Here is a 20,780-nt window from a genome sequence, read left to right as displayed (position 1 = left end):
ACGACAAGTGCATAGTGCTCACGCCTTACTGGGTGTGCTGAGTGTGCCGAGGCGGTAATGCATGTGCGAGTCTGTTTAATCAACCTCGTCGCTTATCGCGGGCTTCAACCGGCTTGAATGCAATCAATTGATTTAATTAAATCAAGCGTTTGATTTATGTGTTCTAATACCGGTCATGAAACCTGCCCTCAAACCCACTCCGTCTGTGCCCCGTGCGAACGCTGCTGCCAAGGCCGGCGATAGCGTAGACGCGCGCAAGCCGCGTTCCGATGGTGCCGAAGCCCGTAGTCGCCTGTTGCTTGCAGCCCTGCGGCTGTTTGCCGAAAAGGGCTTTGCCAAGACATCTACGCGCGATATCGCACAAGCTGCCGGCGTTAATCTTGCATCCATCAAATATTATTTTGGCGACAAGGCCGGCCTGTATCGCGTGGTATTCAGCGAGCCTCTGGGTACCGCGTGCCAAGGCGTCGATCTATCCGATCCAGCCTTAAGTCTGCGTGACGTGCTGCGTATTTTCTTCGAGGATTTTGTCGCTCCGCTCAAGCATGGCGACGTCGTGCAGCTGGCGATGCGCATGCATTTCCGGGAAATGCTGGAGCCTACCGGGCTTTGGATGGAAGAAATCGATAACCATATCAAGCCGTCGCACGCCGGCCTGGTTGCGGTGTTGCTGCGCCATCTGAATGTATCCAAGGCTGACGATGATGTGCACAGGCTGGCGTTTTCGCTGGCCGGTCTCGCACTGCAACTCTTCATCTGCCACGATGTGATCGATGCAATCCGTCCGAAGTTGATCAATACCTCCACTGCTGTCGATCACTGGGCAACCCGCCTGGTAGATTATGGCGAGGCGATGGTCGCAATGGAAATAGCGCGCCGCCAGACGCTGGCGAGCCCCGCTGCAGCTTCTAAAAAAACAAAAAAATCATGATCAAAAAAACGCATCTAGTCCTTTGCGCCAGCCTGCCTTTGTTGCTGAGCGCGTGCGCCCTTCATGCGCCGCCGGATACAGTGTCGGTCACGCCGCCATCGCAATGGTATGCGCCATTGCCGAAAGCACCGGTTGCCGACAACAGCGCGGCTGGCTTGCCGCATCACGGCACGTTGACTGATTTGTCTCAATGGTGGCAACAGCAGAACGATCCATTGCTGGTGGAATTGATCCAGTCCGCGCAAACCGTGAGCCCTACCGTGGCCACTGCCGTGTCGCGCATCGAGCAATCGCGCGCGTCCCGTGTCGCGGCGCAAGCGGCGTTGATACCGAAACTGGATGCCACGGCTAGTTCCAGTCGCAGCAATATGCAAGCACCGCTGCCGCTAGGCACGACCACGCAAGCGGCGTTGCAGCCATCGTGGGAGGTGGATTTGTTCGGCGGCAATCGCGCGACAAGCAGAGCAGCCCTGGCGCGTTTGCAGGGTGCGCAAGCCAACTGGCATGACGCGCGCGTTTCGGTTGCCGCGGAAGTCGCCAATCGCTATTACAGCCTGCGTACCTGCAACAAGCTCGCTCTTGTGACGCGTGAAGATGCCGATTCGCGCGCCGAAACCTCGCGCTTGTCCGACTTGAGCGCGAAAGCGGGATTCCAGGCTCCGGCCACTGCAGCTTTGGCGCGCGCCAGTGCGGCAGAGGGTCGCGGCCGCGCGACACAGCAGAGCGCTTTGTGTGATCTGGATGTGAAAGCGCTGGTGGCACTGACGGCGATCGATGAACCTGCCTTGCGCAAAAAAATGAACGACACGCCCGCGCCGGACACGTCCGCAACAGTGCTGGATATTGCCAGCCTGCCGGCACAAACCCTGACGCAACGCCCGGATGTTTTTATTGCCGAACGTGAGGTTGCCGCTGCCAGTGCGGAAGTGGGTAATGCGCAGGCACAACGCTATCCGCGCCTGAGCTTGAGCGGTTCTATCGGTGTCGCAAGCTTCCGTTCGGGCGGTGTGACGACGAATATGGATACATGGTCGGTGGGGCCGGTATCGCTGAGCTTGCCGCTGTTCGATGGTGGTGCGCGCAAAGCCAACGTGACTGCGGCAGAAGCGCAGTACGAGGCCGCGGTGGTCAGCTATCGCAGCAGCGTGCGGCAGGCGGTACGTGAAGTGGAAGAGGCGCTGGTCAATCTGCAAAGTACCGCTGCACGTAGCGAAGATGCCCGTGTCTCGGTCGAAGGTTATCGTGCATCGTTCAACGGTTTCGAGGCGCTGTATAAAAACGGTCTGGCCAGTCTGGTTGATCTGGAAGAGGCGCGCCGTCTGCGTCTGGCATCCGAGTTGAATGCAGTATCGCTGGAACGTGAACGCATGGCGGCGTGGATTGCGCTGTATCGCGCCGCAGGCGGTGGCTGGGTCAATCCGGATTCTGCCGCTGCAGCCAATGCCGCGCCTGCTGCCACGACAAGTACTAGTGCCGACACCGGCAGCAGCACGCAATAATAAAAAATATCGCGCAACAATATCGGGCCTTATATATGAAACGCTTCAAGACTAAAACCATCGTCATCGCCGCCGTCGTGTTGATCGTACTGATCGCAATCATTGTCCTGCTGGTCGGTGGCAAATCCGGTAGCGAGAAAAAGAAGGACGACACGGGACCCAAGCCGGCGCTGACCGTCACTACCGCACAACCATCACAAGCGCGCTTGCCGATCAAGATGACTGCCAACGGCACTATCACTGCTTGGCAGGAAGCGATCATCGGCAGCGAATCGAACGGTTTGCGTCTGACCGAGGTGCGCGTCAATGTCGGCGATAAAGTCCGCAAGGGACAGGTCCTGGCGACGTTTTTTGCCGCCTCAACCCAGGCCGATGTGTTGCAGGCACGCGCAGCCCTCATGGAAGCGGAAGCGAATGCAGCCGATGCAAGAAATAATGCCGAACGCGCCCGCACGCTCGAAAGCAGTGGCGCATTGAGTACACAACAGATCAATCAGTATTTGACTACCGAGCAGACTGCCAAGGCGAAGGCCGATGCAGCGCGTGCCACCCTTGCGGCGCAAGAACTGCGTTTGACGCAAACCCAGGTGCTGGCGCAGGATGACGGCATCATTTCGGCACGTAATGCGACCGTGGGCGCAGTCGTGGGTGCCGGCACCGAACTGTTCCGCCTGATACGTCAGGGACGACTCGAGTGGCGTGCGGAAGTGACTTCGACCGAGCTTGGCAATATTGATATCGGCACTGCTGCGTTGGTTACTGCAGCCAACGGTACCAAAGTCAAAGGCAAGGTGCGGATGATTGCACCTACTGTCGATATACAAAATCGTTCCGCCATTGTGTATGTCGATTTGTCGCCAGCTGCGGCTGTTGCATCGCCAGTGCGTGCCGGCATGTTCGCCACCGGCGAATTTGACCTGGGCATGTCGTCGGCGATTACCGTGCCGCAACAGGCGATCGTGATTCGCGACGGCTTCAACTATGTATTCCGTCTGAATACAGATAATCGCGTCACGCAAATCAAGATAGAGCCGGGACGACGCCTTGCCAACAGCATAGAAGTGGTGTCCGGCATCGATGCGAATGCGGTGCTGGTCGCGAATGGCGCGGGCTTCCTGAATGATGGCGATCTGGTGCATGTGGTTCCGTCGCTCGAATCAGTTGCAACACCAGCAGCGGTATCCACTACTTCGAGTGCGAAGACGCCTGCCATGTCGCAGGATGCTGCTACCGTCAAAAAAGCCGGTAATACATCTGTTTCCGTTGCACCGGCGCCTGCTGCCCCCGCAGCTGGCGCACCACAGACGACCAAATAGGAGCGGGCGTGAATTTTTCTTCGCTTTCCATCAAGAATCCTATCCCCGCCATCATGCTGTTTGTGTTGCTGGGGCTGGCCGGTCTGCTGTCGTTCAAGTCCAGTGCAGTACAGGATTTTCCCGATATCGAACTGCCGATTGTTACCGTCTCGGCATCCTTGCCAGGTGCTGCGCCTGCCCAGCTGGAAACGGAAGTGGCACGCAAGATCGAGGATTCGGTCGCCACGCTGCAAGGCATCAAGAACATCTACACCAAGGTGCTCGATGGGCTGGTGACCGTTACTGTTGAATTCGTGCTGGAGAAAAATATCTCCGACGCAGTGAACGATGTGCGCGATGCCGTTGCATTGATACGCGCTGACTTGCCGAGTGAACTGCGCGATCCTTCCGTCACCAAGGTGTCGACCGCCGGTCGCGTAGTGCTGACATTCACGGCTGCGGCTGCTGCAGGCAGCACGATGGATGAACAGGAACTCAGCTGGTTCGTTGATAACACGGTGTCCAAGCGCGTATTGAGCGTGCCTGGCGTCGGTGCATTCAAACGCGTAGGTGGCGTCAATCGCGAAGTGCGGGTCGAGCTCGACGCAGCAAAAATGGCCGCATTGAATGTCGCTGCGGTCGATGTATCGCGCCGCTTGCGACTGGTACAACAAGAAGCGCCGGGCGGACGTGGTGATGTCAGCGGGGCGGAACAGGCCGTGCGCACAATCGGTACCGTCAAGAGTGCGGCCGAATTGGCGCAGATGGATATTCCGCTGGCTGATGGTCATCACATCCGACTCGATCAGGTTGCGAATGTGACCGATACGATCGCTGAACGTCGCTCGTCGGCTTCACAGGATGGCAAAACTGTTGTGGGCTTCGAAGTATTCCGGACCAAAGGCGCGAGTGAGCTGGATGTCGCCAAAGGGACGCAGGCTGCAATAGAAGAGCTGCAAAAAGAAAACAGAAACATCATCTTCAAACAAGCCATCGACAATGCACAGCCGGTAGAAGAAAATTTCGACGGTTCGATGGAGCTATTGTATGAAGGCGCATTGCTGGCCGTGCTGGTAGTCTGGTGGTTCTTGCGTGATTGGCGTGCGACGCTGGTCGCTGCTGCCGCCCTGCCTTTGTCGGTGATCCCCACCTTCCTCGGTTTGAAATATTTCGGTTACACCCTCAACACCGTGACCCTGTTATCGCTGGCGCTGGTGGTGGGTGTGCTGGTCGATGATGCGATTGTCGAAATTGAAAATATTTCGCGCCATCTGAGGATGGGCAAGTCGCCGATGCAGGCCGCAATGGAAGCGGCCGACGAAATCGGCATGGCGGTGATCGCCACCACTTTTGCCTTGGTGGCGGTATTTTTGCCGACCGCATTCATGGCCGGTATTCCGGGTTTGTTCTTCAAGCAGTTCGGCTGGACCGCAGTGTTGGCGATTCTTGCTTCACTGCTGGTTGCGCGTTTGCTGACGCCGATGATGGCGGCTTATATCCTGAAGCCGGCCAAGCAGCATGAAGAAAAAGACAGCTGGATGATGCAGCGCTATATGGCAACCATGAAGTGGGCCTTGACGCATCGCCTGGTGACCGCAATTGCATCTGGCTTGTTTTTCATTGCATCCATCATGCTGGTGCCGCTGCTGCCTACCGGTTTTGTGCCGGCAGCAGATCGCGGACAGACGCAGATCAATATCGAACTGCCACCCGGAAGCACCCTGGCGGAAACTACTGCCGTTACAGAGCGTGTAAGGGTCGCAGTATCCAAAGACAAGAACATCACCAGCATCTTCAGTTCGGTCGGTGGCGGCTCTAGCGGCGATGCATTTGCGCCTGGTGCGGCGGCTGAAGCGCGGCGCGCAGTGTTGACGCTGACCACTACGCATCGCGACGACCGCGATGAAACGATGGCCAATATCGAGCAGGGTATACGCGCCAATATCGCCGACATTCCCGGTGCGCGCTTCAACGTCGGACCGCCGGATACCGGCGTCAAGATGCAGCTGGTATTGCGTAGTGAAGATCCGCTTGCCTTGCAGCAGGCCGCACAAAAAGTCGAACGCGAATTGCGCACGCTGAAAGGTATCGGTAACGTCAGTTCCAGCGCTTCGCTGGTGCGTCCGGAAATCATCGTGCGTCCCGACTCGGCACGTGCCGCAGATCTCGGCGTGACTGCTGCCAGCATAGGCGAGACAGTACGTGTTGCCACGGCTGGCGATTACGACATGAACTTGCCCAAGCTGAATCTGAGCGAACGCCAGGTCCCTATCCTCGTCAAGTTGCCGGATAACGTACGCGCCGATTTGTCTGCGATAGAGCGCTTGACGGTGCCGGGCAAGAACGGTCCTGTCATGCTGGGCAACGTCGCCAGCGTCACCATGGAAAGTGGCCCGGCGCAAATCGATCGCCTGAATCGCAGCCGCAATGTGACGCTCGATGTAGAGTTGGGTAGCCGCGCGCTGGGCGAGCTGAACACCGAAGCGCGCGCACTGCCATCGATGCGCAATCTGCCGCCATCGGTAAAAATTGCCGAGTTGGGCGATGCGCAAGAGATGCTGCAGCTGTTTGAAAGCTTTGGCCTTGCCATGCTGATTGGCGTGCTGTGTATTTACGGCGTGCTGGTATTGCTGTTCAAGGACTTCATGCAGCCGATCACGATTCTGGCCGCCCTGCCTCTGTCTATCGGCGGTGCCTTCGTTGCGCTGTTGCTCACCGGTCGGGCGTTGTCCATGCCGTCGATGATCGGCCTCATCATGTTGATGGGGATCGTGACCAAGAATTCGATTCTACTGGTCGATTACGCGATACTCGCGCGGCAGCAAGGAATGAATCGTTTCGATGCACTGGTCGATGCCTGCCACAAACGCAGCCGCCCTATCATCATGACAACGATCGCGATGGGTGCCGGCATGTTGCCGCTGGCGCTGGGTTGGGGTGCAGATCCCAGTTTCCGTTCGCCTATGGCAATTACAGTGATAGGCGGCTTGATCACATCGACCTTGCTGAGCTTGCTGGTGGTGCCGGCGGTCTTCACTTACATCGACGATCTGGAACACTGGATGAAGCGCATGATGCGCAAGGCACGCGGCATCAAGGAAGAACCCTTGACGCCACCGCGCATCGCGCTGGAAAAGTAAGTGTAGTTTTTTGCTAAATGGTGAAGGCCGGATAGGGTACTAGCCGACAGTTGATTGAATATTCTGGAGAGCATCATGCAGCGTCCTGTTTTAAGTTCGGAAAAATTGTCGCCTGAAGTGATTGCCAGCATCGCCGGCTATCACCAGAAGACCGTCAGTGAAGTCGCCACTGCCATCGCAACACACAAGGTTGTAGTGGTTGGCATGGCGATGAACCCTTTTGTAAAAAAGGTCCGTGCCGCCCTGTCTGAGGCCGGTGTAGCGTTCACCTATCTTGAATACGGCAATTATTTTTCGATGTGGAAGCCGCGTCTGGCGATCAAGATGTGGAGTGGCTGGCCAACCTATCCGCAAGTCTTTGTCGATGGCAAGCTGATAGGCGGCTTCAAGGAAACAGTTGCAGCTTTGAAAGCCGGCACGTTCGTCAATTAACAAAGGTGCCATGGTGTTTCCCTCGCCCTCACTACAAACATCGACGCCACACTTGCCACTGAATCTGCTGCAATTGTCGCTACCGTCGTCGCTCACACTGGTGGTACTGGCGCCGCATCCGGATGACTTCGATGCGATCGCCGTGACGCTGCGATTTTTCCATCAGCGCGGTGACACCATCCATTTGGCGGTACTGACCAGCGGTGCGAGTGGAGTGGAAGACGGCTATGCCGGTGCACATGGCGATACCGAGAAGGCAGCCCTGCGTGAGCGGGAACAAACCGCCAGCTGTGCATTTTTCGGTTTGCCGACTGAGCGTTTGTGTTTCCTGCGTTTGCCGCCGGATGAAAAAGGCAATCCGCGCCTGGATGCCGACAACCATCAGCGGGTGCGCGATTATTTATTGCCGCGCAAGCCGGATCTGGTCTTCATGCCGCACGGGAACGACAGTAATGTCACGCATCAGCGCACCTATGCCTTGTTTCGTGCGGTAGCGCTGGCCGATAATCTGCAGACTTGGGCGGTATTGAATCAGGATGCGAAGACGATCGCAATGCGCACGGATTTGATCACCCCATTCGATGTGGCGACTGCCGCATGGAAGGCCGAGTTGCTGCGTCTGCATCAATCACAACATCAGCGTAATCTTAATACGCGCGGTCATGGATTCGATGAACGGGTACTTGCCATCAATCGGAAAAATGCCGCCGATCTTGAGCTGGGCGGCGATGAATATGCGGAATGTTTCGAGCTCGAACGTTTCGGCTGATCGATAAAATTGGTCTTAGAGGATTTGAAATGGCGTGCAATCACAAAGAAGTACTGGATCTTGCAAAAGCGGGAAATTGGGAGCAGGCGCATGCCCTGGTGCAAGTGCATGGCGATGTACTGTCATGCCAGATACACGGTTACCTGCATCGCGTTGAAGGCGATTTGAGCAATGCCAGTTACTGGTACAGCCGCGGCAAAAGCAGTTTGCCTAAAAACACGCTGGATGAAGAATTCGATCGCCTGTATGCGCAACTCGCTGATGCTTGATGGGTAATGGATGGTGCATGATACGTGAGCCCGCGCCTTGCCTGCCTTCAGTCACTCAGGCTTGGTGTGCCTGGCGTGAATCCGTCGGCGCTTCAGTTCTTTCGTTAAGTCCGTAATCGCGCAGCACATGTGCGACACGCAGCCGGTAATCGGCAAATATACTGGCCCGTCCGGCGGCCTGTACCTGGCGATGCGCTTCCAGATTGCGCCATTGTTGTACCGCTTCTTCATCGCGCCAGTAAGACAGCGATAAAATTTTCCCCGGTTGACTCAGACTCCCGAATCGTTCGATGGAGATAAAGCCGTCTATTTCATCCAGCAGTGGACGCAATGATGCTGCCGCATCCATATAGTCCTGCTGGTGATCGGTGTGCGGAATGACTTCAAAAATAACGGCAATCATGCGCGTGCTCCCGGGACAATTATTCGGCGGATTCTTCGGTAGATTCTTCAGCGGGTTTTCAAGCGAATTTCCAACAACTACGGCCTGCGAAACTCATTCTCTATCCATTGCTCGGCACTCGCGCGCGATAGCTTGAAATTCGGCGCTACGCGTACTTCTGCAATCGCATCGCCTGCGTCATCGTATGCGCTCAGCGTGGCATAGGGATCGTCTTCATCCGGTACGATGTCGAGGTTAACGGTAATCGTGGACGATGCCGTATTCACAACGATGCTCTTGTGCAGCGTCGCATGCAGTTGTTGTTCGTGGCGACGCAGCACTTCCGATGCAGTCTTGACCAACGTGTGGAAGGCTGGGGTATCGAGCGGCTTCGGATTTTTCTTGTCGCGTCCCATGGTCCACGGCCCCACCAATGCAGGTTCCGCTTCGCCGTCCTTGATCATTTCGACTGCCCAGCCTTCATCGTCATCATTCTTGATCACGCGTGCGGTCCAGCCATCGTCGCGCCACAGCCGTGGTTCGTGGAGAGCGCCGTTTTGGCCCGGCTCGAAATGGTCTTGCATTGCATCATCGTTCATCGGGTACGCTTGGTTTTCACTGTTCAGGGTGCATATCATAGTGGCTTTTGCGCGCGCTGTACGCCATGCATCAGATCGCTTTGCCTGAATGAAGTGCGTCCGCGATGAGGCCGGAATGAAGCTGGCAGCGGCTTCGGCCCTGCAAAATGGCCAGACTGCGTGTAGACTTGCGCCCTTGCGCGGCTGATCGGTCATAAAGATGAGCCTGCGGTACAAGCAAACACGCCGACCCACGGCGTCAAGAATCACCCATCCTAGAAGTCAGAATTTCATGCGTACTACCTCAAGAATGCCTTGCGTGGATGCACTCAAGGCGATTGCCTGTTTATTGATCGTCTTGCATCACCTCGCGTTTTACGGCCCGATGTCGGATGCCGCTTATGCGCTGGCGCCGACGGCCATCGATTTTTTTTACCAATATGGCCGGATGGCAGTACAGGCATTTTTCGTGATCGCAGGATTTCTGATGGCGGCGAAATTTGCCCCGCATGGCAAGGCCTTGCCGACCCGGCCTGTGCACGCCATCTATCAACGCTATCTGCGTTTGGCGATTCCCTATCTGGTTGCGCTGGTGTGTGCAATCGTGTGCGCTGGCGCGTGCCTGGCTGACGCATGATTCGATTCCGGATGCGCCGACTCTGATGCAATTATTGCCGCATGTATTCTTCCTGCAGGATCTGGTGGGGCAGGAGGCATTGTCGGCTGGGGTCTGGTATGTAGCGATTGATCTGCAACTGTTTGCGCTGGCAGCATTGCTGATGTGGGCTGCCGGACACGTGGAGGCGCGCTATACACATCTGCGTTCCCTGGGGCCGTTCGCTATCGCTGTGCTGACTGCTGCATCGCTGTTCTTCTTTAATCTGCATAAAGAGCTGGATACGACGGCATTTTATTTCTTTGGTTCTTACGGTTTGGGTGCGCTTGCTTATTGGGCGTCGCGTCGCGAGGATGGCATGTGGTGGCTGGCCCTGTTAGGCACCGCGGTGATGGCGGCTTTACTGTTTGATTTTCGCTCGCGTATTTTGGTCGCCGGCGGAGTGATGCTGGTGCTAGGCGTTGCGCGTCAAACCGGCGCGATGGAAGCGCTGCAAATGCCGCGTATGCTGGTTTATCTGGGGCGTATCTCGTATTCGGTTTTCCTGATTCACTTCCCTTTGTGCATGCTCGTGAACGCAGCATTTTTTCACTTTTTCCCCGAGCAGCCGGTTGCCAATCTGATCGGTATGCTGGTTGCAGTGGCCGCAAGCATAGGCGGCGGCGCCCTCTTGTTCAAATGGGTGGAAAGCCGCCCGCTGACAGGCAGAAGGCACTTGCTGGCACCGGCCGGCTTTGTCGTGAGTGGCATGCTGGCGGCGCAACAAGCCGGTTAATTTTTTGCTTGATATAGAAAAGCCGGCCTGCGCAGAAAATGTGCAGGCCGGCTTTTTTTATTGCTTTACTCGGTCCGGATTAACTGCGCTGCCGACCCGAGTGTGCGGCAAGATCGCCATCGTGATCTGCGCCCAGGCGGAACACGCCGAGCACTACCTGCCACGCCACCGCACAAGCACCGATGATAAAGATCACGTCGCCAAACGTACGTACCCAGCGCAGGTTTTCCAGAAAATCCTGCTGCAGGAAAGCTGCACTTCTGGCGTACCACATCCCTTGCGTCACACTGGCCTCGAACTGAAACAATCCGATAGGCAGCAGGCTGGTCATGATCATGAAAATCAGGCCGCCATTCAGACACCAGAAACCTGTATTCATCAAGCGATCGCTAAAGCGAAACACCGGACGGATGTAGCGCAATACCAGCAACACAAAGCCTATCGATAGAAAACCATACACGCCGAATAGCGCAGCGTGTGAATGCACGGCAGTGGTGTTGAGCCCTTGTAGATAAAACAGGGCGACCGGTGTATTGATCATGAAACCGAACATGCCGGCGCCCACCATATTCCAGAAGGCCACGGCGATGAAACACATCAATGGCCATTTCACCGCATGCATCCATGGCGCGCGCTCTTTCAGACGCCAGTGTTCCCAAGCCTCATGGCCCAGCAAAATCAGTGGCACTACTTCCAGCGCGCTGAATGCGGCGCCAACTGCCATGATGGGTGTGGTAGTTCCTGAAAAATACATGTGGTGGAAGGTGCCAGGAACGCCGCCCACCATGAACAGGGACGCGGAGGCGAGGCTGGCCATGGTTGCCATCCGTTTCGATACCAGACCCATGCTGGAAAAAATGAATGCCAGCGCAGTAGTCGCAAAGACTTCGAAAATTCCTTCTACCCAAAGGTGCACGACCCACCAGCGCCAGTACTCCATGATGGTGATGTGACTACGTTCACCGTAAAACAGACCGCTTCCATAAAACAGGCCGATGGTGATGGTCGACAAGCACAACAGTGCGAGCAGATTTTTGTCGCCATCCAGCTTGAAGGCAGGCAGGATGGCGCGCAACATTAATCCCAGCCAGAACACGATGCCGATGAACAAGGCAATTTGCCAGAAGCGACCCAGATCAAGATATTCATAACCCTGGTGACCCAGCCAAAAACTTAGATTGGGCGGCATGATGTGGTTGATGGTCAGAAAGCTGCCGATGAAAGAACCGCCCACCACTACCAGTAACGCGCAGAATAGAATATCGACGCCGGTCTTTTGATAGCGCGGATCCTTGCCACCGTTAATCAGCGGCGCGAGAAACAGGCCTGCAGTAAGGAATGCGGTGGCGATCCAGAAAATCGCTGCCTGCAGATGCCAGGTACGCGTCAGCGAATAAGGCAACCATCGAGATATATCGATTCCGTAAAAATGCTGTCCTTCAATCGTGTAATGCGCGGTCAGGCCACCGAGCAAAACCTGCAAGACGAATAAGGTCATCACAATCAGCAGATACTTGCCGAGTGCATGTTGCGAAGGCGTCAAACCGGCTAGAGACAGAGGATCGTCCTGGGGTGCTTGCGGTTCAGGTTCATGTTTGCGCAAGAACGACCATGCCAGCACCAGGAATCCAACGCCGGCAATCAGGATGACAACGCAGGCCAGCGACCACAGCACATTCTCGGGAGTCGGGTGATTGTCTATCAGCGGCTCAGGTGGCCAGTTATTGGTATAGGTGGCCGCGGTGTTCGGCCTCTCGGTCGCGGCGGCCCACGCGGCCCAGAAGAAGAACTTGGTCAAATCCTCCCGCCGCTTTGCATCCGGCAGCGTGTTTTCCTTCATTGCATAGTCGTCGCGCAGACTGCGCAATGCCGGCGCCGCACCGTACAGGTTTTGATAGTGATCGGCGGTGAGCGCGATTGCTTGCGCACGCCGCTCGGATACTGTCACCGTATTCTTCTCCGCCTCGTATGTATTCTTGCGGTACTCGGTTTTCAGTTGATAGTGCAGCACGGCTTGTTGATCACCGGCCAGTTGCGCATAAGGCGCACTGTAGATTTGCTGTGCCGCCAGCTCCAGCCATGCGAGCAGTTCGCGATGCAGCCAGTCGGCAGTCCAGTCCGGGGCCTGGTAAGCACCATGTCCCCAGATTGAACCGACTTCCATGCCCCCGGTACTTTGCCATGCGGTTTGCCCGTTGAGAATATCTTCATCGGTCATCAGGACGCGGTTGGATGGCGTGATGACTTGTGTCGGAATCGGTGGCGCCTGCTTGTATATTTCGGCGCCGCTAATACCCAATATTGAAAAAGTGACGGCCAGCACCACGATCAACGTCCACCACAGCTTGCGATATTCCCCCATGTTGCCTCCCCGGCATGATTGTTTTTGAAGTCGCTTGCGATGTCAGCGAAATGCTGCCCAACCATAACAGGTATCTAAAATGCATAAAATCTAATTGCGCTCAAAATGCGCAGCCTGTCCCTATTGCGCAACGGCTGATGAGGCAGGCTTGCGTGGAGGGAAATATCAGTGGGAGTGCTGCTTGCAGCAGCGGGGAAAGCGTTTCACTCAGCCTGCTGTGCAGGTTGAGTGAAACAGGCAGGTGAAATATGCAGGTGAAGCAGACGGAGGGAAACGGGCTTACGAAAAGCGAGGAGTTATGCGCGGCAGCCGGCGCTCAGGTCCAGCCCTTTATCGTAATGCGTGGATTCGATTTGTAGCATGCCGAGGATGGAATGAAACAGATTGTCCTGACTGACCGGATTGTTGGCGAGCTTGCTCATACAATCCTTGTTGACGCCAAAACTGGATGAAAATCCTTGCGACATCCACATCACCATCGGCACCTGGGTTTGCTCTTTCGGCGCAATTGAATATGGCAGGCCATGCAGATAAATCCCGTGTTCTCCCAGCGACTCGCCATGATCTGACAGATACAGCATCGCGGTATCGTAGTCCGTCTGGTTCTTTAGGTACGCGATGGTTTTTGCGAGGAAGTGGTCGGTGTACAGCACGCCATTGTCATAGGCGTTGACGATTTCTTCCTTGCTGCACTTGCTCAGATCTGAGGTGTCGCAGGTCGGCGTGAAGACGCGCATGGCTGCAGGATAGCGCTTGAAATAGGCCGGGCCGTGATTGCCCAGTTGATGCAGCACGACGAACAGATTGCCGTTCTTCGCTTTTTGAATTTCGCCATCCATGCCCTCCAGCAGGATCTCATCAAGACAACGTTCACCGTCGCACAATGCTGCGTTTTTGCTACTGTCGAGACGTTGTTCTTCGAGCCCGTCGCATACTCCTTTGCAACCAGCCTGATTATCACGCCACACGGTTTTGATGCCGGCATGGTCGATTACATGTAGCAGCGATTCATGTGCGCGAATTGCATTTTCATCGTAATTGCGGCGGCCATAAGTTGAGAACATGCAGGGGACCGATACTTCGGTATTGGTACCGCAGGAAGTGGCGTGTGAAAAATTGATCACATCCAGCTTGCTCAATTCTGGCGTGGTCTGGTGTGCATAGCCATTCAAGCCCCAGTTGGCAGCACGCGTGGTTTCACCGACGACCAGGATGAAGAGTGCCGGCTTGGTGCGCTTGCCCCAACCCGCTGCCATATGTGCATCGGCGCTGATAGGAATTTTCGGCACGCCAGCTTGTGCAGTATCGATCGAGACGACGCGCGCCAATGAGAAAAGATAATTGCTCGGCGTGATCAGGAAACGGACTTCTTTTTGATTGCGCATCAGCGAAGAAAAATCCTGGAATACCAGCAGGATGGAACCAGCCGCGATGACGAGTGCGCCGATCACATAGGCGATGCGTGTCAGTGCGGCACGGCGCAAGGTGGTTTTCTTCAGACGTAGTTTCCATACCAGTAGTGACGGCAAGATGCCGTATACCAGCATATGTATGCAGAAGTTCAGCGAGAACAATTCACTTGCTTCCTTGATGTCGGTACGCAGAATATTTCTGACCATTTCCGAATTGAAGAAAACGGTGTACTTGTCCATGTAATAAGTGGCAGCTGCTGTAACCATCAACAGCAGTATCAATACCGGCTTCGCGCTCCAGCGATTGAGCACGACCAATAAAGCTGTACCTTGCAAGGCCGTGATTGCGACAAAAATTGCCGCAGCAAACAGCCATGAAGCGGGTCGCGACCAGTCACGCTGCGCCAGCGCCGCCGAAAAAAACAGATGATTGCATGTCAGGGAGAAAAACAGGCTCGCGAAAATGCTGAGCCTTTCAATGCTGATGGCGGGAAGACGATCAAACAGTGAAAAGGACAGAAAGTTGCCGCCATTAACGATAGCAACCGGGCTTTTTGCAATTTGGGAAGTTTTCAAGGCGCATACCGACTTGTATCAAGGAAGTCGTTACGCTATCGATGGCGCCGTTAAGTGGGCGTTAAGAGCCGCGAATGAGGAAAAGCGCTGTGAGCAAAACCATCTTGAAAAACGGAAGTGCAATATAAAAACGTGTGTCTATGACAAATTCTTGTCATTCTGAACAGCGGTCGCATCCAAATTGGATGGAAAGCTCAGTATGAAGCGGCTGCCGCCACTATCCGGCCGCGCATATGCAATTTGCCAGCCCAGATGCTCGGCCACCCGCTTGACGATCGCCAGCCCTAGGCCAGAACCTACGTAAGGATTTTCCTTGCCGCGCACGAAGCGTTCGAACAGCCGCTCGCGCACATTTTCCGGTATTCCCGGGCCATTGTCTTCTATGCTTAATCGCTCTGTACTCAAGGTGATTTTTACTGTCCCCTCTTGCGTGTACTGACAGGCATTGCGCAACAGATTGCCGATGGCAATGCCAGCCAGTTCGGCGCGCGTATGCAGCCACACATGCCCTGCATCCTCGAATACGATGCGGACGGGTTTGTTCCCAAGCAATTGCTGGCAGCGCTCTATTTCTCGTTCTATAAGATGCGTCAGCGAGACTTGCGTCCTTTCCAATGTCTCGGGGGATTGTGACAATAACAGCAAGGCACTGACGCGTTCGGAGGCTTCTGCTGCGACCCGTCGTATGCGTTCAGCAACCGCCAGGTCTTCAGGTGATTGTGCGAGCCGCACCTTTAATAATTCCGATGCGCCCAGCATGATGGTCAGTGGCGTGCGCAATTCGTGGCTGACGTCGCCGGTAAACAGCTTTTCATCTGCGAGGAAGTGCTGTAACTGATCCGTGCGTTTGGCGAAGGCGCGCGCCAGTACACCAATTTCATTTTTGGTATCCAGCGACGGCAATTCTGAGGGCGTAGCATTGCGTTCGACTGCTTCCGCCAGTGCGGTCACCGGCGCGATCAGGCGTTTGGCGGAGCCCAATCCCAACAGGATAGAAAGCAACATGCTGGCAACGAAGCCTGCCGTCACCGCAGCAAAGATCAGCAATTCGGTATCTTCGAAGTCGGTGGTGTCGTCGCTCAGGACAAAGCGCTGTCCATGCATATCGCGCACGACGACATGGAATTCTTTTTCATCTACTTCAATTTCGTGTATGCCATCGGGCAGCTTGCGGAAGGTTTCGGGAATATGTTCATCCACGTAAAAATTGACGTCGGGCGGCAGTTCGTATGCTTGCTTGCTCACATACTGGCCGATGATCTGGTTTGTCAATTTGTCGAGATTGTGATCGATCAACTTCGCTTCTGCCATTTCGACGGCGACAAAAGATGCGAACGAAAAGAAGCTGCATAAAATGAATGCCATCAATATGAAAGCGCCGGCGATGCGGCGTCTTAGCGATTGACTATTGCCCGAATCTTTATTGTTCATTTTGATTCACCAGTCGATAACCGCTGCCAGGCAAGGTGCGCAGCATAGGTGTAACAAACGGCCTGTCCATGGCCTGCCGTAGCGCATGGATATGCGTACGCAAGGCATCGCTGTCGGGCGGGTCGTCACCCCAGATTTCGCGCAGCAGTTCTTCGCGCGTGATGAGAGCCGGTGCCTTCCGCATTAATGATTCGAGTATCTTGTAGCCGGTAGGCGTCAGTACCAGTTTGTGGCCCGCCCGGGTGGCTTCGAAACGACTTAAATCGAAACGCAATTCGCCGAACTCCAGTATGTGTTCTACCGTTTCATTGCGGGCGCGCCGCACCAATGCCTTCAGACGTGCATCGAGTTCAACCAGTGAAAATGGTTTGACCAGATAGTCATCGGCGCCGACTTCAAAACCGGTCAGCTTGTCCTTGACGGTGTCGCGTGCAGTCAGCATCAGGATGGGCGTTGCGAGCCGTCTTTCCTTGCGCAACTGGCGGCAGACTTCAATGCCATCGAGTCCGGGCAATTCGAGATCCAGTACGATGACGTCGTAGTGCGACGCGATCGCGCGCGCCACACCGGCGGAGCCCGTGAGCGCGACATCGAGTGTGTATCCCAAAGGCTCGAGAAAGCCGTACAGATTGGCGACGATATCCGGGTTGTCTTCGATGATCAGTGCGTACACGTTATCTTTCCGCTCATTTCCGCTCAATCTCTTGCTTGAAGGTCGCGTTGCCGAATTATTTATTCGTCGATCGCGCTAAAGCGTTGCACGGTTTTTCCGTCATGCTCGATCATTTCGAAAAACACTTTTTCGGGCCGCGTCCAGAACGAGCCATCGGCCGCCGTGTAGACGATCATCACGGTTTCAGGATCTGATTCGAGTTTGGCGGCGCAGACAAAATCGTAGATGCCGCCTTTGTAATGTCTGAATTGCATAATGTTTGCCTTCGAAATGGTTGAGGAAATTCATTCCATTTTCGCGATCCAGCTACCCACCACCAGTACCAAACCGATATTGATAGGAATGTTGATGCCCTTGGTCGCGCGATCATAGGCTTTGAGAATATTCATCACGGCAAAACCGCCCCACAAAAGAAAATTGCCGCCGCCGCGCAGCCAGTCGGCCTGCTCGGTACCGGTCAATAATTGATGGGCGCCCGCCAGCGCAAGATACGTGCAAATTGCGGCAAGAACCAAGCGTGTACTCTTCTTTTGAAGAATTTGTTCGAAAGATTGTCCTGAAAACATGTGTGCTCCAATTTGATGTGTCGTTATTGTAAGTGACTAAGGCGCCATGCATCGGGTATCGGCATTTTTTTATGCAGCGAACATGGGCGCAAGTTTGGCAAGCGCGCGGAGCTTGTGAGATTATCCGCTCAATTAATGCGCGGCAAACATGCGGGCAAGATTGCCGACACAACAGAAGATGGAATAAGTAATGAGCGAAACAACAACTGTGCTGATCGTCGATGACGACGAAGAAATCCGCGACCTGCTGGCGAATTATCTGGCCGGATTCTCGATCCTGGCGCAGGCGGTCGGCGATGGCGCAGCGATGCGTAGCGCGATGGCCGCAACCCGCTTCGATGCCATCATCCTCGATTTGATGCTGCCGGGCGAGGATGGTTTGTCGCTGTGCCGACAACTGCGTGCCACCACGGATATTCCCATCATTATCCTGACTGCACGCGGCGAATCGACCGACCGCGTGGTCGGGCTGGAGCTGGGGGCTGATGATTATGTGATGAAGCCGTTTGATCCGCGCGAGCTGGTGGCGCGCATACACACAATTCTGCGGCGCACGCGGGATGGCAGGAAGCAAAGCGACGTAGCAGATGGCAACGGCGATCAATGGCAGTTTGAAGGCTGGACCATCAATCGTCTGGCGCGCCAACTGATTACGCCGCAACGCATGGTAGTGCCTTTGTCGAATGCCGAGTACCGTTTGCTGAGTGTGTTCATCGAAAGGCCGCATCGCGTGTTGAGTCGCGATCAGTTGATGGATGCGGCGCGCGGACAAAATGCGACTGCATTTGATCGCAGCATCGATTTGCTGGTTTCGCGCCTGCGCCAAAAACTTGAAGAAGATCCGAAAGATCCCAAGTTCCTGAAGACGATACGCGGCGAAGGCTATCTGTTTGATGCCAAGGTGGTGCGATGAAGCGCCTGTTGCCGAACACGATTTTCGCGCGCCTGTTTGCATTGATTGTGCTGGCGATTATCGTCAGTCATGTGATGACTTTCATCCTGGTCGTGAATTTCTACGGCCGTGATTTCCCGCCGCCACCGCGATTCAACAGCCATACCGATTCCAGTGTCGTGGAATTTTCGGCGCCTCGGCGGCCGCCTATGCTGCAAATCGCTGGTTACAGTCTGCCGCCTTTGCCGCCCGGATTGTGGATAGGCTTGCTTACCCAGTTATTGACGCTGACGGCGACTGCATGGTTTGGCGCACGTTTTCTGGCGCGACCCATGCAACAGATTGCGCATGCGTCGACGCAACTTGCCAATAATTTGTACAGCGTACCGATGACAGTACAAGGTCCCGATGAAGCGCGCCAGACCGCCAGCGTATTCAACGATATGCAGCACAAGGTGCGTGGTCAGATCGAAGAGCGAGAGCGTTTTTTGGCAGCAGTGTCACATGACTTGCGCACGCCGTTGACGCGGATGAAATTGCGCATAGAAAATCTGGCTGAAAACTATGCCAAGCAAAAATTGCGTGACGATATCAGCGAGATGGCAGTGATGCTGGATGCCACGCTGGAATATCTGCGCGGGCGTGTCTCGAACGAAGCCCTGCAATTGCTGGATGTGCAAGCATTGATCGACGTGATCGTTGAAGATGCGCGCGCGAATGGTGACAGCGTGCAGATGTTGGGCGCGGCCGAGCCACTATTTACCAAACCGATTGCCTTGCGCCGCTGCCTGATGAACTTGGTCGAGAATGCCCTGCGTTATGGTGATGACGCCGTGGTATCGCTGATCGATACGCCGACGACGCTGGTGATCGAGGTGCGCGATCATGGGCCGGGTATTCCGCCGGAAAAAATGGAAGCGGTATTCGAACCTTTCGTGCGACTCGATGCGTCACGCAACAAAGCACTGGGCGGTGTGGGTTTGGGTTTGTCGATCGCGCGCGAAGCGGCGATCCAGTGCGATGGCCACCTGGCCTTGCGCAACGCACGCGACGGCGGATTGATCGCCAGCATAGCCATTACGCGCTAAGGCTTTGGCAATTTCCGTCATGACAGTTGTAGATCTGTCGAATGTATCAATCCCGATACAAAGTGCACATGCCGCCGATACATTCACCTGACATCCTGAGTCCGCCTGCATGGGAATAGCAGTCTCTGCCGGCGTCAATCAAAGGGGAATGACATGGCAATCGGCGGAATTGGCAACAGCAGCGGCACCAATGCATGGGCAGTACAACGTCCGGATGCGACAAAAATTGCGAACGATTTGTTCGCCAAGGTCGACACCACCAACCAGGGTTATATCGACAAAGCCGGTTTGCAATCGGCTCTGGGCAACAAGGCGGCGGATTCTGCATCCGATGTCGATCAGCTATTCAGCCAGATCGATTCCGATCAAGATGGCAAGATCACCAAGCAGGAACTGACCGATGGCGTGAAGCAGCTGGCCGATGCGCTGGACGCGCAGTTCGACAGTTCGCGCATCGCGCGTGCCGGGGGGCAAACTCCACCCGCACCACCTTCTGCCGATGATATTTTTGCCAGCCTCGACACCAAAAATCAGGGCTATCTCGGCAAGGAAGAATTGCAGGCGGCTTTTGATGCCAACTCCACCGACAGCGCTGCGAATGCAGAGAAGGTCGATCAGATTTTCAAGACGTTGGATGCCGATGGCGATAACAAGATCACCAAGGCTGAACTGAGCGTCGGCCTGGAACAAATGGGTGGTCCGGAGCAGGCTGCCGACAGCAGTGCTGGTGCAGTAGATGCCAGTGCAGCTCCCGCCTCGGCGCCCGCCGGCGGCGCACGACCGTCAGGCTCCGGTTCTGGCGACAGCGCTGATTCGGATAGCACTGAGTATGAAGCTGCCGATGCGAACAAGGATGGTACGGTCAGTCTGCAGGAATTGGTTGCGTATCAGGCTACGCATCCGACCGCCACCAGTACCGAGAGCGATGCGCAAACGAGCATGAAAGCCGTGATGAAGATCGTCGCACAATTGACGCAGGCGTATGGCCAGTTCGACCAGAGCGTCGCCAGCACGGCCAGCAGTTTGAACACGATTTCAGAAACGGCTTAATCGCTTTTTCAGTAGATACCTCGCGGCAGGTATCGCACCGACAC

The 20,780-nt window shown here is 55.4% G+C and carries 20 protein-coding genes; 12 read left to right on the top strand and 8 right to left on the bottom strand.

Going from position 1 to position 20,780, the window contains the following annotated elements:
- Positions 1-175: 175 nt before the first annotated feature.
- The 7 genes from ACFQO0_RS06175 to ACFQO0_RS06145 all read left to right on the top strand — a co-directional run bounded on the left by ACFQO0_RS06175 (position 176) and on the right by ACFQO0_RS06145 (position 8,335).
- Positions 176-931, top strand: a complete 756-nt coding sequence (locus ACFQO0_RS06175) for a CerR family C-terminal domain-containing protein (protein WP_382233138.1) — start codon at positions 176-178, stop codon at positions 929-931.
- Positions 928-2,430, top strand: a complete 1,503-nt coding sequence (locus ACFQO0_RS06170) for an efflux transporter outer membrane subunit (protein WP_382233137.1) — start codon at positions 928-930, stop codon at positions 2,428-2,430. The genes ACFQO0_RS06175 and ACFQO0_RS06170 overlap by 4 nt, the downstream gene beginning before the upstream one ends.
- Before the next feature lie 35 nt (positions 2,431-2,465).
- Positions 2,466-3,746 (top strand): efflux RND transporter periplasmic adaptor subunit, encoded by a 1,281-nt coding sequence (locus ACFQO0_RS06165; protein ID WP_382233136.1) that lies wholly within the window; start codon positions 2,466-2,468, stop codon positions 3,744-3,746.
- 8 nt (positions 3,747-3,754) lie between these two features.
- Positions 3,755-6,865 carry an efflux RND transporter permease subunit gene (locus tag ACFQO0_RS06160; RefSeq protein ID WP_382233135.1) on the top strand — a complete coding sequence of 1,037 codons (3,111 nt, stop codon included), beginning with the start codon at positions 3,755-3,757 and terminating at the stop codon, positions 6,863-6,865.
- 75 nt (positions 6,866-6,940) lie between these two features.
- Positions 6,941-7,297 (top strand): glutaredoxin, encoded by a 357-nt coding sequence (locus ACFQO0_RS06155; RefSeq protein ID WP_382233134.1) that lies wholly within the window; start codon positions 6,941-6,943, stop codon positions 7,295-7,297.
- Positions 7,298-7,307: 10 nt separating this feature from the next.
- Positions 7,308-8,066 (top strand): PIG-L deacetylase family protein, encoded by a 759-nt coding sequence (locus tag ACFQO0_RS06150; protein ID WP_382233133.1) that lies wholly within the window; start codon positions 7,308-7,310, stop codon positions 8,064-8,066.
- 29 nt (positions 8,067-8,095) lie between these two features.
- Complete coding sequence (locus ACFQO0_RS06145; RefSeq protein WP_382233132.1) at positions 8,096-8,335, top strand: hypothetical protein; 240 nt, start codon at positions 8,096-8,098, stop codon at positions 8,333-8,335.
- 55 nt (positions 8,336-8,390) lie between these two features.
- Here ACFQO0_RS06145 and ACFQO0_RS06140 read toward each other — a convergent pair whose 3' ends face one another.
- Positions 8,391-8,738, bottom strand: a complete 348-nt coding sequence (locus ACFQO0_RS06140) for an antibiotic biosynthesis monooxygenase family protein (protein WP_382233131.1) — start codon at positions 8,736-8,738, stop codon at positions 8,391-8,393.
- Between the two features lie 77 nt (positions 8,739-8,815).
- A complete protein-coding gene (locus tag ACFQO0_RS06135; protein WP_382233130.1) occupies positions 8,816-9,301 on the bottom strand; it encodes a hypothetical protein in 486 nt (161 codons plus the stop codon).
- 286 nt (positions 9,302-9,587) lie between these two features.
- Here ACFQO0_RS06135 and ACFQO0_RS06130 point away from each other — a divergent pair, with 286 nt between their 5' ends.
- A complete protein-coding gene (locus ACFQO0_RS06130; RefSeq protein ID WP_382233129.1) occupies positions 9,588-9,932 on the top strand; it encodes an acyltransferase family protein in 345 nt (114 codons plus the stop codon).
- Positions 9,892-10,686 carry an acyltransferase family protein gene (locus ACFQO0_RS06125; RefSeq protein ID WP_382233128.1) on the top strand — a complete coding sequence of 265 codons (795 nt, stop codon included), beginning with the start codon at positions 9,892-9,894 and terminating at the stop codon, positions 10,684-10,686. The genes ACFQO0_RS06130 and ACFQO0_RS06125 overlap by 41 nt, the downstream gene beginning before the upstream one ends.
- Positions 10,687-10,765: 79 nt before the next feature.
- Here the strand turns inward: ACFQO0_RS06125 and ACFQO0_RS06120 are convergent, their stop codons facing one another.
- From ACFQO0_RS06120 to ACFQO0_RS06095, 6 genes are all read right to left on the bottom strand, one after another.
- Entirely contained in the window at positions 10,766-13,048 is a 2,283-nt protein-coding gene (locus ACFQO0_RS06120) for a nitric-oxide reductase large subunit (RefSeq protein ID WP_382233127.1), read from the bottom strand.
- Between the two features lie 296 nt (positions 13,049-13,344).
- Positions 13,345-15,036 carry a phosphoethanolamine transferase gene (locus ACFQO0_RS06115; RefSeq protein ID WP_382233126.1) on the bottom strand — a complete coding sequence of 564 codons (1,692 nt, stop codon included), beginning with the start codon at positions 15,034-15,036 and terminating at the stop codon, positions 13,345-13,347.
- 138 nt (positions 15,037-15,174) lie between these two features.
- Positions 15,175-16,467: a sensor histidine kinase gene (locus ACFQO0_RS06110; protein ID WP_382233125.1), complete on the bottom strand. Its 1,293-nt coding sequence runs from the start codon at positions 16,465-16,467 to the stop codon at positions 15,175-15,177.
- Positions 16,457-17,140 (bottom strand): response regulator transcription factor, encoded by a 684-nt coding sequence (locus tag ACFQO0_RS06105; protein ID WP_382233124.1) that lies wholly within the window; start codon positions 17,138-17,140, stop codon positions 16,457-16,459. The genes ACFQO0_RS06110 and ACFQO0_RS06105 overlap by 11 nt, the downstream gene beginning before the upstream one ends.
- Before the next feature lie 59 nt (positions 17,141-17,199).
- The gene (locus tag ACFQO0_RS06100) at positions 17,200-17,394 is read right to left on the bottom strand and encodes a DUF1653 domain-containing protein (RefSeq protein WP_382233123.1); all 195 of its coding nucleotides are present in this window, start codon (positions 17,392-17,394) and stop codon (positions 17,200-17,202) included.
- 30 nt (positions 17,395-17,424) lie between these two features.
- The gene (locus ACFQO0_RS06095; RefSeq protein WP_382233122.1) at positions 17,425-17,706 is read right to left on the bottom strand and encodes a hypothetical protein; all 282 of its coding nucleotides are present in this window, start codon (positions 17,704-17,706) and stop codon (positions 17,425-17,427) included.
- 190 nt (positions 17,707-17,896) lie between these two features.
- On the opposite strand from ACFQO0_RS06095, the gene ACFQO0_RS06090 reads away from it, so the two are divergent.
- From ACFQO0_RS06090 to ACFQO0_RS06080, 3 genes are all read left to right on the top strand, one after another.
- Positions 17,897-18,619 carry a response regulator gene (locus ACFQO0_RS06090; RefSeq protein WP_382233121.1) on the top strand — a complete coding sequence of 241 codons (723 nt, stop codon included), beginning with the start codon at positions 17,897-17,899 and terminating at the stop codon, positions 18,617-18,619.
- The gene (locus tag ACFQO0_RS06085) at positions 18,616-19,686 is read left to right on the top strand and encodes an ATP-binding protein (RefSeq protein WP_382233120.1); all 1,071 of its coding nucleotides are present in this window, start codon (positions 18,616-18,618) and stop codon (positions 19,684-19,686) included. Before ACFQO0_RS06090 ends, ACFQO0_RS06085 begins: the two co-directional genes overlap by 4 nt.
- Positions 19,687-19,839: 153 nt before the next feature.
- A complete protein-coding gene (locus tag ACFQO0_RS06080) occupies positions 19,840-20,736 on the top strand; it encodes an EF-hand domain-containing protein (protein WP_382233119.1) in 897 nt (298 codons plus the stop codon).
- Positions 20,737-20,780 lie beyond the last annotated feature (44 nt).

This window comes from Herminiimonas aquatilis, assembly GCF_042665175.1.
GTDB lineage: Bacteria > Pseudomonadota > Gammaproteobacteria > Burkholderiales > Burkholderiaceae_D > Oxalicibacterium > Oxalicibacterium aquatilis.
This window is presented reverse-complemented; position numbering and strand designations above follow the sequence as displayed.